Below are 15,077 nucleotides of genomic sequence, written 5' to 3' on the forward strand. Positions count from 1 at the left end.
GCCCGGGGCGCCTGCCTCTGAGCGGTTACGAAACCCTGCGGTTGCCGGCAGCGGATTGCAGAACCAGATCGCCCTGCCTACGCTCCCTGCCAGCAACCAAGACCAGCTGAATCGAGCCATGCGACAGCTGAATTTTCTGTTGATCTTCAGCTTCGGGCTGGCCACGGTGATGTTCACCCTGGAAAACACAGCCCCAACCACCGTTCAGTTCCTGCCGGGCGTGTCAACCACCCTGCCACTGGCGGCCATGTTGCTCGTGGTTGGCGGGATCGGCGCCACGGCCGCCTGGGTGTTCGCCGTCTGGACCGGCGTGGTCAAGAAGGTGGAGCTGGTCCAGTCCCAGAGCGATCGAGAAGCCCAGCGGGTGAAGATCACCGAGCTGGAAGCCGACATTCAGCGCTATCGGGCCACCGTGGATGCCCAGCTAGGCCTGCTGCCAGCAGCTGGGGAGAGTTCCGCACCGGCCGCCGAAGCCGTCACAACCGATTGAGCCCATTGGTCCGCCAGCCAGCTGAGTTCCAGCTGGCTTCTGGCTGCAGCCGGCCAAACCGGGTACGTTGCCCCTAGCGAGGGGAAGGAGTGGCAGACGCAGGCGCCAGGCTGGCCATTCGCCTGCTTCAGGACGCCGCTGAACGTGGCGACATCGACCCGTGGGACGTCGATGTGATCGCCGTTGTGGACGGCTTTCTTGACCAGCTGCGCGGACGCATCGAGGTGCCCCGCCTGATCGCGGCCACCCAGGCCGGACGGGGCGGCAGTTACGAACAGGACTTGGCCGCCTCCAGCGAGGCCTTCCTGGCTGCGGCCGTGCTGGTGGGCCTGAAGGCCGAGGTGCTGGAGCGACAGACGTTCCCAGCGCCGCAGCTGATCGAGGATCCCTTCGGCTGTGATCCGGATGATGAGGACGCAGATTTCGCGGGTTTTGTGTTGCCACGCCGGCCGGAGAGGCAACTCTGGCGCCGGCCGGTGGCACCCCCTCCACTGCAACGGCCGGTCAGCCTCGGTGAACTGATCAGCCAGCTCGAGGACATCGCCGCGCGGCTGGAGCAGGATGGTGGCCGCAACCGCCCCAAACCCAGGAGCCGGCCCTACAGCGAGCGGGAGGCCATCGAACAAGTGGCCTCCCTGGCCCACCGCGAGAAACTGCCAGAAACCACCGCGGCCCTGAGCCTGTTTCTGCAGCAGTGGCCCGCGGCCCTCGCATGGGTCGACTTCGAGCAGCTTGTTGCGGCCTGGGCAGCGTCGGCACCCGCCGATCTCGATCACGATCGGGTGGGGGTGTTCTGGGCCTTGCTGTTTCTCTGCTCCCAGGGCCGACTCGACCTGCAGCAGGAGGGTGGGCTCTTTGGTCCGCTTCAGATCAAGCGGCTGCAGGAGGTGGACCACCTGGAGACTCGGCGGCAGCAACAGCAGCAGCGAACCGACAACGACCCGGCCCCTGTGCTGGAACGCCAACGCACAGCTGGGCCAGCTCCCTTGCCGGCTCGATTGCCAGAGGCCGCCTGATTTTCTTTCATATAGTGATGTCTTGAAGTAACAAATTAAGGAAGGCGCCCATGAAGGCGATGATCCTCGCGGCCGGCAAGGGTACCCGCGTGCGTCCTATTACGCACACCATTCCCAAACCGATGATCCCGATCCTTCAGAAACCCGTCATGGAGTTTCTGCTGGAATTGTTGCGGCAACACGGATTTGACGAGGTGATGGTCAATGTCTCCCACCTGTCCGAAGAAATTGAAAATTATTTTCGCGACGGCCAGCGATTCGGTGTACAGATTGCTTACAGCTTTGAGGGGCGCATCGAAGATGGCGAACTGATCGGCGCCGCCCTTGGCTCGGCTGGAGGAATCAAAAAAGTTCAAACCTTTCAGAAATTTTTTGATGACACCTTTGTGGTGCTCTGCGGCGATGCCCTGATCGATCTTGACCTGACTGAAGCTGTTCGGCGCCACAAGGAAAAGGGTGCAATCGCCAGTCTGGTGACCAAGCGAGTGCCGAAGGATCAAGTCAGCAGCTATGGCGTCGTCGTCACCGATGAAGATTCCAGGGTGGTGACCTTCCAGGAGAAGCCCTCTCTGGAAGATGCCGCCAGCGACATGATCAACACTGGTATTTATATTTTCGAGCCCGAAGTACTCGATCACATCCCCGAAGGTGTTCCCTTCGATATCGGCGCCGACCTTTTCCCAAGGCTGACAGCTGTGGGCGCACCCTTTTATGCCCTGCCGATGGATTTTGAATGGGTCGACATCGGCAAGGTGCCCGACTACTGGCAGGCGATCCGCAGCGTGCTGCTCGGCGATGTTCGCCAGGTGCAGATCCCCGGACGGGAAGTGCGGCCTGGGATCTACGTGGGCCTGAACGTGGCGGCGGACTGGGATCAGATTGATGTGCGCGGCCCGGTCTACGTGGGAGGGATGAGCCGGATTGAACCGGGTGTGACAATCATTGGCCCAGCGATGATCGGCCCGAGCTGCCACATCTGCGAAGGTGCCACAATCGATAACTCGATCATTTTTGAATACTCCCGGATTGGCGCTGGCGTGCGCTTGGTCGAAAAATTGGTGTTCGGGCGCTATTGCGTCGATCGCAATGGTGACCACTTCGATCTTCAAGAAGCAGCCCTGGATTGGCTGATCACCGATGTGCGGCGCCAGGATGTCGCCCAACCCTCCCCCCATCAGAAGGCTTTGGCCGAGCTGCTCGGCACCGATTTCAGCCTCAGCCAGGGCGGAGTCTGAGCGACAGCGGCTCAACTGGAGCAACACCGGCCTTGGCCAGAATCATCGGGATTCGCTCTTCCGCTTTCACCGCCATCAGGTGCACCCCTTGGGCGATCGATTGATAGGTTGCCACCTGTTCGGCGGCGATGTTGATCCCTTCGGCAGCCGGATCTTCAGCGGCGGCGAGACGATCGATCAAGGCCTGGGGAATCAGTGCTCCTGGCACCATCCGGTTCACAAAGGCGGCATTGCGCGCCGACTTCAGCAGAAACACCCCCGCCAGCACCGGCAGACCCAGTGGTGCGGCGATCTCGCCACAGAAGCGCTTCAGGGCCTCCGGTTGCATCACCATCTGCGTCTGCAGAAAGCGGGCACCGGCGGCCTTTTTGCGCCCGACCCTGGTCTTCAGGCCGCTCCAACTGGGCGACTGCGGATCGGCAGCCGCGCCAGCGAACAGGCTGGTGGGGCCGTCGTTCAGCAAGCCTTTGACGGGGTCTTCCCCCGCATTGAAACCTCTGACCAGCTGCAACAGACGCACCGCTTCCAGCTCATTCACGGGGCGAGCCCCGGGTTGATCGCCGGCGCCGACAGGGTCACCGGTCAAGCAGAGCAGATTGCGAATGCCGAGGGCATGGGCTCCGAGCAGTTCGGCCTGGAGGGCAATGCGGTTGCGGTCGCGGCAGGAGAGTTGCAAGACGGGCTCCAGGCCGATGTCAAGCAGCAGGCGGCAGAGGGCCAGGCTGCTCATGCGCATCACCGCCCGGCTGCCATCGGTGACATTGACGGCATGAACAAGGCCTTTCAACCCCGCCGCCACCCTCAAGGTGCGGCCGGGGTCGCCGCCACGCGGCGGCATGACCTCCGCGGTGATCGCGAAGCGACCATCGGCAAGCGCCTGTTGCAGCAACAAAGAAACGGGAGAATCAGACGCTGCCCATCATGCGGCAACAGTGGTCCGGGCGCTTTGGTTGCTTAGAGTGAATCCCCGGAGGCTGGGATCCTTGATGTCCGTACCAGATGGTCTAGCCCAGCTGCCTGGCCCCATTCTTTCCGCGCGTGAGATCGAGATCATCGAGCTGGTGGCCACCGGCCTAACCAACCAGGAAATTGCCTTGCGCTTGATGATCAGCAAACGCACGGTCGATAATCACGTCAGCAATATCTTCAGCAAAACCGGCGCCAAGAACCGGGTCGCCCTGTTGAATTGGGCGATGGATCACGGCAAGATCTGCCGCGATGGCTTCAACTGCTGCAACCTTCCCTGAGCCTCAACCAGCCTGAAGGCGCCGATTCAGCAACCCCGCACTCAGTTGATGCCGGATTGTGACTCCGAGTGTTCGTCAGCGGATAACGCCTGCAGGCAATAGCCGTCGGGAGTGAGCCCGAACAATTCGGCGTAATCCAGGCAGGCAAGGGTGTCCCGTCCAGAGAAACGCAACATACCTTGATCGTCGTAGAGACCGATCATGGAAGGAGACAAGCCGGCAAAGGCAAACAAGGATAAAACCTTAAGACATGGGCTGAAGAGCCCCGCGGCCACCGAGTCATTGTTGATGTGAGCCATCTGGATTTGGTCCGTGTTGATCGGACCAGACAGGTCCGTGTTGATCGGACCAGCAGCTGTAGGGATGGGCTGCCAGGGCCGCATTGCTCCATGGACCTTGGCCGGTCAGCTCAATCCCGCACCACTCTGGCAAGGACAGAGGCTGCTCTGCGTGCTCGAGTTCCACCTCGGCGAGCACCAGAGGCGCATTCTCCGCCTCGAACACATCGACCACCCAGTCACCACCGGGACAATCAAGGCCAAAGCGCTGTTTGCTGAGGCGATGCGCCGCGAGAGCGAGCAGCGCTTCGCCATCGCCAAATGGAATCGGGTACTCGAACTCGTGGCGGGCGATCCCCGTCGCTGCGGCCTTGAGTGTGAGCCAGGCCTGGCCGTCATCACTGAGCCTCACCCGAACGGTAAATCCCTGCTCCGACGACACCAGGTAGCCCTGGCGGAACTGCTGCTGCCAGCAGATGTGCTCGCGCCAGCTGTTCCCCTCAACAAGAAAGCGTCGTTCGATCTCCAGTGCCATCAGACCGCCTGCTTCCAACGCATCGGTCCATCCTGGCCGCCGGCGGCAGGCAGCTCGCTCCCTTGGCCGATCACACGATCAATTGTTCGATGGTTCACCGGAGGTCAGGTCACCTGCCCAGTGGAGCTTGTGGGTCAAGGTCCGGTAATAGGACGGGCTCTGCTCGAGCACCACCATCAGGGCGGAGTGCTCACAGCGTCGCACCAAGCAGCGGTCGCCAGGTTCCAGCACGGTGGCGTGGGCCCCGTCTTTCCAGAGCTTCACCCGGCGACTGGCCTCACCCAGGGGCAACACCACCAGGGTCGAACCGGGGGGGACCACCAGGGGGCGGCTGGAGAGGCTCATCGGACAGATCGGATTGACCACAATGGCATCGATGCCAGGGTGCAGGATCGGTCCACCCGCCGCCATCGAATAGCCAGTGGAGCCGGTCGGCGTGGAAATGATCAGGCCATCGCCGCGGAACTGGTCCACCACCTCCCCATCGATCTCCAGCTCCAACAGGCAGGTGGGTGCAACTTCCTCCAGGCAAGGACGGAAATAGAAGTCATTGAGGGCACGATGCAGCCCTTGCCCGTCAGGCAGGCTGCGGTCGTCGGGCGCGCCATCACCGTGGTCGACGACAGCCTCGAGCATCATGCGGCGCTCCAGGGCAAAGCGGTCATCACGCAGCCGCTGCCAGAGATTGTCCGGGGTGCTGGGCGAAAGAACCAGCAACTGGCGCGCCTGCGTGAGAAAACCGAAGTGGCCACCCACGTTGAAGCTGAGGATCGGCACCCCCAAGGGGCCCAGGTGCCTGGCGGCGCCCAGCACCGTGCCATCACCGCCGAGCAGAACGGTGAGATCTGGCAGGCGCGGTTCTGTGGCCAGCAGGCCGGGGAACGGGTTGGCGGCCAGACCACTGGTGGCGACCGTGACCTCAATGCCCTGGCCCTTGAGATCGGCCGCACAGAGTCGGCCCTGTCGCTGGGCCTCCTGACTATTGCTACGCAGGATCAGCCAGACCCTCTCAAGCTGCATGAAGAGGTTGAGAGATCACCAGCGCAGCAGGTTAAAGCGCTCCATATCGACGGTTTCGCGGTTCCGATAGAGAGAGAGCAGGATCGCCAGGCCCACAGCCGCTTCAGCCGCCGCCACGGTGATCACAAAGATGGCAAACACCTGACCACGGATCAGCTGGCCATCGATGTAGCTGGAGAAGGCCATCAGGTTGATGTTGACGGCGTTGAGCATCAACTCGATACTCATCAGCACCCGCACAGCATTGCGGCTGTTGATCAGACCCCACACCCCTGTGCAGAAGAGAATCGCCGCTAGCACCAGATAGGCTTGCAGGGGCACATCAATCGAATTGGTCGTCATCATCGTCTGGTCTCCAGAGCGGTGGGTTCAGCTGGGGGGGTCTCGATCAGCAGGGGAGTTCTGGACTTCTCGATCAGGGCCTGATCGGCATCATCACCGGTGACGATGTCGACACTGAAGACATCGCGCCTGGCCAGCACAATTGCACCGATCATCGACATCAGCAGCAACACCGAAGCCAACTCAAAAGGAAGGAGATAGTCGGTGAAGAGATGGATGCCAATCCGGACGGTGGCGTCATCGCCGATCGGACTGGGGCCAGGCACCGCCCATGGCGTGGTGAGATCGACCCGCAGCAGCAACAGGAAGAGGCCGAGGCAAACACCACCGGAGAGCAGGCGACGCAAAGCTAGACCTGGAATGTCCGCCATCGCCTCCTTCTTGTTGACCAGCATGATCGCAAACAGGATCAGCACGTTGACCGCGCCGACGTAGACCAGCACCTGGGCAGCAGCAACGAAACTGGCGTTGAGCATCAGATAGAGGCCCGCCACCGACAGAAAAACGCCGCCGAGCAGAAAGGCCGAATAGACGATGTTGGGCAGCAGAACCACGCCGAGTGAACCGAACACCACGGCGGCCGACAGAATAAGGAAACAAATTCCCTGGGTGGTGGAAGCGATCGTCATCAGGCTGACTCCCCATTTGAACCGGCCTTGAGTTCAGCCAGCACCTGTTCGGGCAGCTTGCCGGCCCGGGGCCGGGCTGGATCGACGCCGTGGGGATCCATCTCACCTTTGGGCAGATAGGCCAGCTCTTTGAAGGCGGTGACGGCCGGATCACTGGTGACGCTGGTTGGCAGCCGGCCAAGGGCCACATTGTCGAAGTTGAGGCTGTGGCGATCAAAGGCCGCCAGCTCATACTCTTCGGTCATGGAGAGGCAATTGGTGGGGCAATACTCCACGCAGTTGCCGCAGAAGATGCAAACACCAAAATCGATTGAGTAGTTACTCAGCTCTTTCTTCTTGGTTTGCTTGTTCATCGCCCAATCCACCACCGGCAGGTTGATCGGACACACCCGCACACACACTTCACAAGCGATGCACTTGTCGAACTCGAAGTGGATCCGGCCCCGGTAACGCTCTGACGGGATCAGCTTCTCGTAGGGGTACTGAACGGTGATCGGCCGCCGGCTCAGGTGGTCAAAGGTGACCGACAGGCCTTGGGTGATGTAGGAGGCGGCGCTAACAGCCTCTTTGGTGTAATCGCCGACCTTTTGGAGGAATCCGAACATGGCTGGAGAAGTCGGAAGGTGAGAGGGGAGAGGGGCTACCCGGGCAACCCGAAAGCTGTAACTGAGCCCGCCTGCGGAAACGGAGTTTTGGAGGGAGTTCTGGAGAAGGTACTTCTACTCACTCATGATGGACGAACGCTGCCTTAACCGCCGAAGAAGGCAGGAAAGGCCAGCTTCAATCCGGCGGTGACCAGCAGATTGACCAGGGCGATCGGCAGCAGGAACTTCCAGCCCAGATCGAGCAGTTGGTCAATCCGCACCCGGGGCAGGGTCCAGCGCAGCAGGATCGCGATGAACACCAGCAGGTAGGCCTTGAGCACGGTCATGACGATACCCAGCGAGCCCGTGATCACCTGCACGACAGGGGCATCGACGGACTGGCCAATCGCCCCGGCTAACCACTCCACCGGAATCGGGAAGCCCCAGCCGCCTAGATAGAGCACCGCCACCAACAGGGCCGAGAGCACCAGATTGATGTAGCTGCCCAGGTAGAAAAGGGCGAACTTCATGCCGGAATATTCCGTCTGGTATCCGGCCACCAGCTCCTCTTCTGCCTCGGGAAGGTCGAAAGGGAGGCGCTCGCATTCGGCCAGGGCGCAGATCCAGAAGATCAGGAAGCCCACGGGCTGGCGCCAGATGTTCCAGCTGAGGATGCCGGCCGTGTTCTGCTGGTTGACGATGTCGATGGTGCTGAGCGAGTTGCTCATCATCACCACCGCCAGCACCGCCAGGGCAAGGGGAATCTCGTAGCTGATCGACTGGGCCGCCGCCCGCAGCCCACCAAGAAGCGAATACTTGTTATTGCTGGCGTAGCCACTCATCAGCAGGCCGATCGGCTGGATGCTGCTGAGGGCGATCCAGAGGAACACGCCGATGCCCACATCGCTGATGAGCATGTTCTGGCCGAAGGGGATCACCAGCCAGGAGAGGATCACCGGGATCAGCACCAGGATCGGGCCGAGGGTGAACAGCAGGCCATCGGCCTTCGCCGGGATGATGTCTTCCTTCCAGAGCAGCTTGAGGCCGTCGGCGAGGGGCTGCAGCACCCCAAGGGCGCCGGCATATTCCGGACCGATGCGCTGCTGAACGGCGGCGGAGATCTTGCGCTCCAGCCAGACGTTGACCAGTACGCCGATCACCGCGGCGACCAGCACCAGCAGCATGGGCAGGGGCAGCCAGAGCAGGTGGGCGGTGCCCGGAGTGAGGCCGAAGCCCTCCATGGCCGTGGTGAAGCTGCCTTGAAGGTCAAGGCCCGTACTGACCGCCGCCAGCGGAGATCTCAGCATTGTCATGGACTCTGGCGCGGTCATCATCACCACAGCGTCAACTGCCGAATCGGATCCGGTGCATGCAAGTTAACCGCCACCCGCGGCATTTCGGGCATCCAGGGGCACCCAGCTTCTGCCGGAACTGCCGGTATAGATCTGGGTGGGCCGGTAAATCCGATTGGCACCGAGCTGCTCCTTCCAGTGGGCCAGCCAGCCCGCCACCCGGGCGATCGCGAAGATCGGCGTGAACAGGTCGCGGGGGATGCCGAGCTTGCGGTAGACGAGGCCTGAATAAAAATCGACATTGGGGTAGATGCCCTTCGGCCCCAGCCGCGTGGCGGCCGCCTCCTCAAGGCGACGGGCCAGGTCGTACATCGAATCGTGGCCGAAGCGGTTGAAGAGTTGCTCGGCCAGGTCTTGCAGGATCACGGCGCGGGGATCCTTCACCTTGTATTCGCGGTGACCAAAGCCCATGATCTTCTGCTTTTCAGCGATGGCCCTATCCAGGTAGGGCTCCACCTGGTCTTCCGTGCCGATCTGCTCGAGCATGGCGAGCACGTCTTCATTGGCGCCGCCATGCAGGGGGCCAGCCAGGGTTCCCACTGCCGAGGCCACCACCGCGTAGGGGTCGGTGAGGGTGCTGGCGGTGACCCGGGCGCTGAAGGTGCTGGCGTTGAGGCTGTGCTCGGCGTGAAGGATCAGGCAGGCGTCGAAGATCCGAGCGGCGAGGGGATCGGGCTCCCGCTCGGTGATCATGTAGAGGAAATTGGCCGAATAGGGGAGATCGTCGCGGGGCTGGATGGGATCTTGGCCTTTGCGGATCAGCTGGTAGGCCGCCACCATCGTGGGGATCTTGGCGATCAGTCGCATCACCGCGTCAACGATGTAATCGGGATCGTCGAGGGCGCGGCGTGAATAGAAGAGCCCAAGAGAGGCGGCGCTCGACTGGAGCGCATCCATCGGGTGGCCGTCCGCCGGGAAGCACTTCATCATGTCGCGGATACGGAAGCTCACCCGACGGTGCATCTGGACATCGTTCTCGAAAGCGCGCAGCTGATCGAAGCTGGGCAGATCGCCCCAGATCAGCAGATAGGCCGTTTCCAGGAAGCTGCTGTTGGCCGCCAGCTCATCGACGCCATAGCCGCGGTAGGTGAGTAGACCCTTCTGGCCATCGATGTCGCAGATGGACGACTGCGTGGCCGGGACGCCTTCAAGTCCGGGCCGGAAGGCCTGGGCGGCTGGGGCCGCAGATTTCTCTGCCGCAGATGTATCTGCCGCAGTCTGCGCTGCATCCACCACCATCGCCAACGCCACCAATGGGAGTCGAATTTAGGGCCAGCTCCTCAGGGGCGCCGTAGCGGCGCTGACAGGCTGCGGGGCGTGAGCAGGAGCATCAGGCAGGCCCGGCCGAGACATCCATCCGGCTCCGGACTGCCGGCAGGAAGCTCCAGCAGCGCCACTCCGGCTTTGCGCAGCCGCAGGGCTCCAGGCGGCGCCCCGCACAACCGGGCGGCCAGGCCGCTCAGATCCGGCTCATGGCCCACCAGGCAGAGCCGCCGCCAGCCTGGCAGGGGCGGCTGCGCCCCCAGCCAGGGCAACAACAGATCGAGGGGATCGGCCTCCGGTGCCAGTTCAGGCGTCTGCTTCAGGCGGGGGGCCAAGCCGCCCGCGAGGGCAAGATCCGCGGTTTCGCTGGCGCGCAGCAGGGGGCTCGAAAGGATCTGATCGCAGCCCAGTCCCAGGCCCACCAACTTTTCAACCACCCAGGCGGTGCGTTGGCGTCCCTCCTCAGTGAGAGGCCGCTGCTGATCGGCCAGGCCCAAACGCCCGGCCAGCTCCCGGTCGAGAGCAAGCCCATGGCGCAGCAGCAGCAACTGGGATGTCCCCATCGGCTCAGCCCAGCTCCAGCCGGCCCCGCAGCCGCAGGGCCGGTTCGGCCTCTGTGTCTGCGGGAGCCTCCGCTTCCAGGCTGAAGGCGAGACCGTCGATCGTGTTGGCCAATGGGCTGCCGGCAAGCCCGGTGAGCAAGCGCCAGGGCTGCCACAGGGCCAGCAGCCTGCGGGCGGGCTCTGGGGCCAGGGCCGCTTGAAGCGGAGCCAGGGGCGACCCCAGGGCCTGCAACTGAAGGAGCCGCTCCTTGGGAGGCTGACGCCCTTCAAGCTGGGCGTCGAGTACGCCCAGCCCTTCCGCCCACCAGGCCACGCCGTTCTGAACGGCTCGGGTGCCGGCCACGCTGGCCTGGAGCTGGTCCGCGTTGCCTTGACGAGGGGCCGCCTCCAGCCGGGTCCAGACCTGCAGAGGCATCCGCTCGGAGCGGATCAGGGGGGCAGAGATCAGGCCATCGGCGCTGAGCGAGGGTTGGAGCTGGGCGGCGCTGGCGGAATCGCGGCTCGTTGCCAGCAACCAGCCTTTGGCCTGCTCGGCCCAGAGCAAGGGGCCCTGATCGTGACGGCTGACAAGGGCGGGAAGGGGTCCGGCCAATCCGAGCAGGCTTTGGTGCAGCAGCGGAGCCAGCAGGCGCTGCCAGAGCGCGAAATCAGTGGCCACAGCCTCGGCATCGAAGCGGTCCTGCTCGCTGCCAAGCGCACGCTCCTCGCTGCTCGCTGGCTGTGGTGAACCCGATGCGTTCGGGGGCTGCGATTCCTGCAACAGCAGGGCCGGGTTCTGGATCAGGGCAAGGCTGCTGGCCGGACTGCGCAGTTCCGAGAGCAAGGGCGGCTGGAGCTCGAGCTGAAGCGACGGCAGGGCTTGGCGCAGGTCGATGTCGGACTCAAGCCGTAACGCCCGACCCGAGGGAGAAAGGGCCGCCACCAGACCAACCACGTCTGGATCGGCCCCAATCTCCGCCGGAATCCCCAGCCAATCGGCGAAGACGTCGGGCCGGGCCGTGATCAGGGCAATGCCCTGGCCAAGACGTTGCAGATCGGCGGCCAGTCGTGGGTTTTCCGCCTGGTTGAGCTCGGCGATCTGGGAGACATCCAGGGCCTGCTCGAGCACACCGCGACCTGAGGCCACCAGGACCAGCCGGTCATGGATCAAGGCCGTGGCGAGGGGCCTGGCCCGCTCGCCCGTCACGCCGCCACGACCGCTGATCAGCCCCATGCCGCGATAGCTGCTGATCTGCAGTTCCGTGCCCGCCAGGCTGCGGGTCTGCCAGAAGCGCTGCAGGAAGAGGCGGGCCCCCTCCGCATCACGACTTTCCATGGCGAGCAGCCAGCCCGTCGGGCCAGCGGGGCCCTCGGGAGCCATCAGGGCCAGGCTGGTCTGGGAGCCCAGCCAATCGGCCAGCTCACTGGCGTAATCCAGTCCTGCAGCTGCAAAGGCGCCATCACGCAGGCGCTCGACCGCGGCCACTGCCCGGCGCCGCTGCCTTGCTGGAGCCATGACCCTGGTGTAGGCCACCAGCCCATCAGGATTGGTCAACAGATGGAGGCTGAGAGGGGCGGTGCGGGGAATGAACCGCGCCGCCTCAGGCATCGGCAGGCTGCGATGTTGCAGGTTGAGCGGGCTCTGCCGCACCACCAGCCACCAACCGCCGACGCCGATGGCGAGCAGGGTCAGGGCCACGGTCAGCACCAGCACCAGGAAGGGGCGCCCCTTCATGCGTCCAAGGCAGGATTCGCCTCATCCTTATGCATCCAGGCTGCTTTGCTCGCGCTAGCGGTGGTCTTCTCAGGCATCCGGCCTGACCTCGTAGGACCATCCAGCCTCGCTTCTGGCCCCTCACTCCCGGGAAACCCCTTCGATGAACCCTTCCAAACCCCATCCCCCCTCCAGCCTGCGGGCCCAGGAGCTGCAGGCCAGGCTCGCTCGAGGAGAGGCGCTGCAGTTGGTGGATGTGCGTGAAGACGCCGAACTGGTCCAGGCCAACCTGGGTGAGGGCGTGATCCACCTGCCCCTGAGCCGCTCGCAGGAGTGGATGTCTCAGATCGGCTTGCTGCTGGATCGGGACCGGGAGGTGGTGGTGTTCTGCCATGCGGGGATTCGCAGCTGGCAGTTCGGCTGCTGGCTGATCGAAACCCAGGGATTCGATCAGGTCTGGAACCTGCAGGGCGGCATCGACGCCTGGAGCGTGGAGGTGGATCGCTCGGTGGCCCGCTACTGAAACCCGCCACCAACCAGCCTTGCCGACCTGCAGCTTGCAACAGGGGAAGCAATACGATCCCCACGACTTACACAAAACCCAAAAGACTGTTCGCAATAAAGCAAAGCAAGAAGCTGGATTCATCCAGGGCAAAGTGCTGATAAAGGGCACGTTATTCACCCAAGTCCTTCTCTGCCGGCCAAGTGAAGAAGGCACAGCTTAAAATCACATAGCGCAGAAGCTGTGCCATAGAGACTAGAATCCAATTTGAATCAGTTCAATCACCAAACGTTGCCAGACCTGACACGGCGGGACCAACAGGTGCTAAGTGCAACCATTCAGCACTACGTCGACACGGTGGAGCCCGTGGGTAGTCAGACCCTGGTGAAGCGTTTCGATTTCCCGGCCAGCCCCGCCACAGTGCGTACCGCCATGGGGGTGCTGGAGCAGAAAGGTCTGCTGGTCCAGCCCCACATCTCCGCCGGCCGGGTTCCGAGCCAGCTGGGCTACAGGTTGTTTGTTGACGATCTGCTGCCAGCCCCCGGCGCCGGCGCCCTTCAGCTGGAGCGTGAACTGCTGGCTATGAGCCTGAAATGGGCGGCACTGGATGATCTCCTGATTCATCTGGCCCGGCGGCTGGCCGATCTCACCGGACTGCTCAGCCTGATCACCCGCCCACAACGCCTGCAGTCGCGGCTGCAGGCAACGCGGCTGGTGGCGGCCGGTGATCGGCTGCTGATCTTTTTGGTCGAGAACGGAGGGGTGGCCTGCAGCCTCAATGTGCGGCTGCAGGCCGGAACCGAACCGGAACTGCCTGCCCTAGAGCGCTGGGTGAATGATCAGCTCCGAAACAATCCCGATTCCACCATCCGCTGGCAGAGGCTCCCTCCCCAGCTGCAAACCAGTGGCCGGGTGGTGCTCCAAGCCCTGAGCAGCCATCAACTGGCCCGCAGGGCGGATGGCGAAGGAGCCGTGGCCCTTGGCCTCGGTGGCCTGCTGGGCCAACCGGAGTTCAGCCGCACCGCCAGCTTGCGGCCGCTGATTCAGCTGGTGGAAGAAGACCCCCAGAAACTGCTGCGTCGCGACGTCAGCGATCGCGACGGAATCCCTGCTTCGCTGATGGCCCTGCCCATGGCGATTCCCCTCGACGGGGTGTGGATCGGCGCCGAACACCCCCACCCGGCGCTCAACCAGTGCGCGGTCGTGCAGGCCACCTACGAGGCGGGCGATGGCAGCCGCGGCCAGGTTGCCCTGGTCGGGCCGATGCGGATGGCCTACGCCACCGCCCGCGCGGCGGTGCGCTCAGTCGCCAGTAGCCTGCAGCGCCTGCTCAGCTGAGGCCACGAGCATTGACCTATTGCGTCGGTTTTTATCTGGAGGATGGGCTGGTGATGGCCTCAGACTCCCGGACCAATGCCGGTGTGGATTACATCTCCAGCTATCGGAAGCTGCATGTGTTCCAGCCCAGCCCCGATCGCCTGTTCATCCTGCTGGCGGCCGGCAACCTGGCCACCACCCAGGCCTGTTTGAACTGGATCAGCCGCGATCTCGACCAAGCTCGCCTGGACGGTTCAAAGCCCAAGCCGCAGGCCTCGCCCGAAGCCGGCACGCCCCCCGACCTGCTGAGCGCAACCTATCTGTTTGAAGCCGCGGCCTACATCGGTCGGATCAGCGTGGCGGTGCAGGAGGCGAATCACTCGGCCCTGCGGCAGGCGGGCGCCAGCGGTGAGGCCACCTTCATCCTCGGTGGGCAGATCGCCGGACAAAGCCACGGGCTTTATCAGATCTATCCCCAGGGCAACGCGATCATGGCCACGCCGGAAACACCATTCCTGCAGATCGGTGAGAGCAAATACGGCAAGCCTCCCCTCGATGGCGTGGGCCATCACAAACTCTCACTCGAAGACGCCGCCCGGCTCTGCCTGGTGTCGCAGGTGATCACCCGTCGCTCCAATCTGACCGTCGGCCCCCCCTTCGAAGTGGCGCTCTATCGCCGCGACAGCCTGGAGATCGCCCATCAGCTCAAACTGGAGCGCGGCCATCCCGAGATCAGCCAGATCAACAAGGCCTGGATCGAGAGTCAGCGGCAGGCCCTCCAGCAGTTGCCCCGCTTTGCCTGGGAAGCCGAAGCCGACTCCCAGGCCTCCGCCACCCGCTGAGCGGTCCCCCGTCCCCACCCACGCACCTATGCAATCGGTGTCCAGCGGGATCTCCACAGGGCATCTGCCCGATACCGACGTGGTGCAGGAGCTGGTGCGCGAAGCCCACCGGCGCTTTGGCCCCATCAACGAAGGGCTGGTCGCCGATTACATCCCTGCCCTGGCAGCC

18 protein-coding genes are annotated in these 15,077 nt (G+C 63.5%); 7 read left to right on the forward strand and 11 right to left on the reverse strand.

The window, feature by feature from the left end; genetic code table 11:
* The first annotated feature begins 118 nt into the window (after positions 1 to 118).
* The 3 genes from BM449_RS04595 (at position 119) to BM449_RS04605 (ending at position 2,741) form a co-directional block, all read left to right on the forward strand.
* Positions 119 to 490 (forward strand): LapA family protein, encoded by a 372-nt coding sequence (locus BM449_RS04595; RefSeq protein ID WP_071801972.1) that lies wholly within the window; start codon positions 119 to 121, stop codon positions 488 to 490.
* Between the two features lie 89 nt (positions 491 to 579).
* Positions 580 to 1,506 (forward strand): segregation/condensation protein A, encoded by a 927-nt coding sequence (locus tag BM449_RS04600; protein WP_083544386.1) that lies wholly within the window; start codon positions 580 to 582, stop codon positions 1,504 to 1,506.
* A gap of 50 nt (positions 1,507 to 1,556) precedes the next feature.
* Positions 1,557 to 2,741, forward strand: a complete 1,185-nt coding sequence (locus tag BM449_RS04605; RefSeq protein WP_071800268.1) for an NDP-sugar synthase — start codon at positions 1,557 to 1,559, stop codon at positions 2,739 to 2,741.
* Here the strand turns inward: BM449_RS04605 and BM449_RS04610 are convergent.
* On the reverse strand, positions 2,722 to 3,579 hold the full coding sequence (locus BM449_RS04610; RefSeq protein ID WP_233831073.1) for a methylenetetrahydrofolate reductase: 858 nt from the start codon (positions 3,577 to 3,579) through the stop codon (positions 2,722 to 2,724). The genes BM449_RS04605 and BM449_RS04610 overlap by 20 nt on opposite strands.
* A gap of 148 nt (positions 3,580 to 3,727) precedes the next feature.
* Between BM449_RS04610 and BM449_RS04615 the strand changes: the two genes are divergently transcribed.
* Positions 3,728 to 3,988: a response regulator transcription factor gene (locus BM449_RS04615; RefSeq protein WP_071800270.1), complete on the forward strand. Its 261-nt coding sequence runs from the start codon at positions 3,728 to 3,730 to the stop codon at positions 3,986 to 3,988.
* Positions 3,989 to 4,029: 41 nt separating this feature from the next.
* Here the strand turns inward: BM449_RS04615 and BM449_RS14935 are convergent, their stop codons facing one another.
* The 10 genes from BM449_RS14935 to BM449_RS04660 form a co-directional block, all read right to left on the reverse strand.
* Positions 4,030 to 4,191: a hypothetical protein gene (locus BM449_RS14935; RefSeq protein ID WP_162922845.1), complete on the reverse strand. Its 162-nt coding sequence runs from the start codon at positions 4,189 to 4,191 to the stop codon at positions 4,030 to 4,032.
* 76 nt (positions 4,192 to 4,267) lie between these two features.
* Complete coding sequence (locus BM449_RS04620; RefSeq protein ID WP_071801973.1) at positions 4,268 to 4,801, reverse strand: CYTH domain-containing protein; 534 nt, start codon at positions 4,799 to 4,801, stop codon at positions 4,268 to 4,270.
* 78 nt (positions 4,802 to 4,879) lie between these two features.
* Complete coding sequence (locus BM449_RS04625) at positions 4,880 to 5,821, reverse strand: NAD(+) kinase (protein ID WP_071800271.1); 942 nt, start codon at positions 5,819 to 5,821, stop codon at positions 4,880 to 4,882.
* 15 nt (positions 5,822 to 5,836) lie between these two features.
* Positions 5,837 to 6,163, reverse strand: a complete 327-nt coding sequence (gene nuoK, locus BM449_RS04630) for an NADH-quinone oxidoreductase subunit NuoK (RefSeq protein WP_120352755.1) — start codon at positions 6,161 to 6,163, stop codon at positions 5,837 to 5,839.
* On the reverse strand, positions 6,163 to 6,792 hold the full coding sequence (locus BM449_RS04635; RefSeq protein WP_071800273.1) for an NADH-quinone oxidoreductase subunit J: 630 nt from the start codon (positions 6,790 to 6,792) through the stop codon (positions 6,163 to 6,165). The genes nuoK and BM449_RS04635 overlap by 1 nt, the downstream gene beginning before the upstream one ends.
* Positions 6,792 to 7,397, reverse strand: a complete 606-nt coding sequence (ndhI, locus tag BM449_RS04640; RefSeq protein WP_071800274.1) for an NAD(P)H-quinone oxidoreductase subunit I — start codon at positions 7,395 to 7,397, stop codon at positions 6,792 to 6,794. Before ndhI ends, BM449_RS04635 begins: the two co-directional genes overlap by 1 nt.
* A gap of 143 nt (positions 7,398 to 7,540) precedes the next feature.
* The gene (gene nuoH / locus BM449_RS04645; RefSeq protein WP_071800275.1) at positions 7,541 to 8,683 is read right to left on the reverse strand and encodes an NADH-quinone oxidoreductase subunit NuoH; all 1,143 of its coding nucleotides are present in this window, start codon (positions 8,681 to 8,683) and stop codon (positions 7,541 to 7,543) included.
* Between the two features lie 69 nt (positions 8,684 to 8,752).
* The gene (locus tag BM449_RS04650; protein WP_233831075.1) at positions 8,753 to 9,979 is read right to left on the reverse strand and encodes a citrate synthase; all 1,227 of its coding nucleotides are present in this window, start codon (positions 9,977 to 9,979) and stop codon (positions 8,753 to 8,755) included.
* A gap of 29 nt (positions 9,980 to 10,008) precedes the next feature.
* The gene (locus tag BM449_RS04655) at positions 10,009 to 10,554 is read right to left on the reverse strand and encodes a histidine phosphatase family protein (RefSeq protein WP_071800276.1); all 546 of its coding nucleotides are present in this window, start codon (positions 10,552 to 10,554) and stop codon (positions 10,009 to 10,011) included.
* A gap of 4 nt (positions 10,555 to 10,558) precedes the next feature.
* A complete protein-coding gene (locus BM449_RS04660) occupies positions 10,559 to 12,268 on the reverse strand; it encodes a DUF3352 domain-containing protein (protein WP_071800277.1) in 1,710 nt (569 codons plus the stop codon).
* A 142-nt stretch (positions 12,269 to 12,410) separates the two neighbouring features.
* Between BM449_RS04660 and BM449_RS04665 the strand changes: the two genes are divergently transcribed.
* The 3 genes from BM449_RS04665 to BM449_RS04675 all read left to right on the forward strand — a co-directional run bounded on the left by BM449_RS04665 (position 12,411) and on the right by BM449_RS04675 (position 14,908).
* Entirely contained in the window at positions 12,411 to 12,770 is a 360-nt protein-coding gene (locus tag BM449_RS04665) for a rhodanese-like domain-containing protein (RefSeq protein ID WP_071800278.1), read from the forward strand.
* 270 nt (positions 12,771 to 13,040) lie between these two features.
* Positions 13,041 to 14,087 carry an HrcA family transcriptional regulator gene (locus BM449_RS04670; protein ID WP_120352825.1) on the forward strand — a complete coding sequence of 349 codons (1,047 nt, stop codon included), beginning with the start codon at positions 13,041 to 13,043 and terminating at the stop codon, positions 14,085 to 14,087.
* A gap of 11 nt (positions 14,088 to 14,098) precedes the next feature.
* Positions 14,099 to 14,908, forward strand: coding sequence for a 20S proteasome subunit A/B (locus BM449_RS04675; protein ID WP_071800279.1), 810 nt, complete (start codon positions 14,099 to 14,101; stop codon positions 14,906 to 14,908).
* Positions 14,909 to 15,077 lie beyond the last annotated feature (169 nt).

It is taken from the genome of Synechococcus sp. SynAce01, from assembly GCF_001885215.1.
Taxonomy (GTDB): Bacteria; Cyanobacteriota; Cyanobacteriia; order PCC-6307; family Cyanobiaceae; genus Regnicoccus; species Regnicoccus frigidus.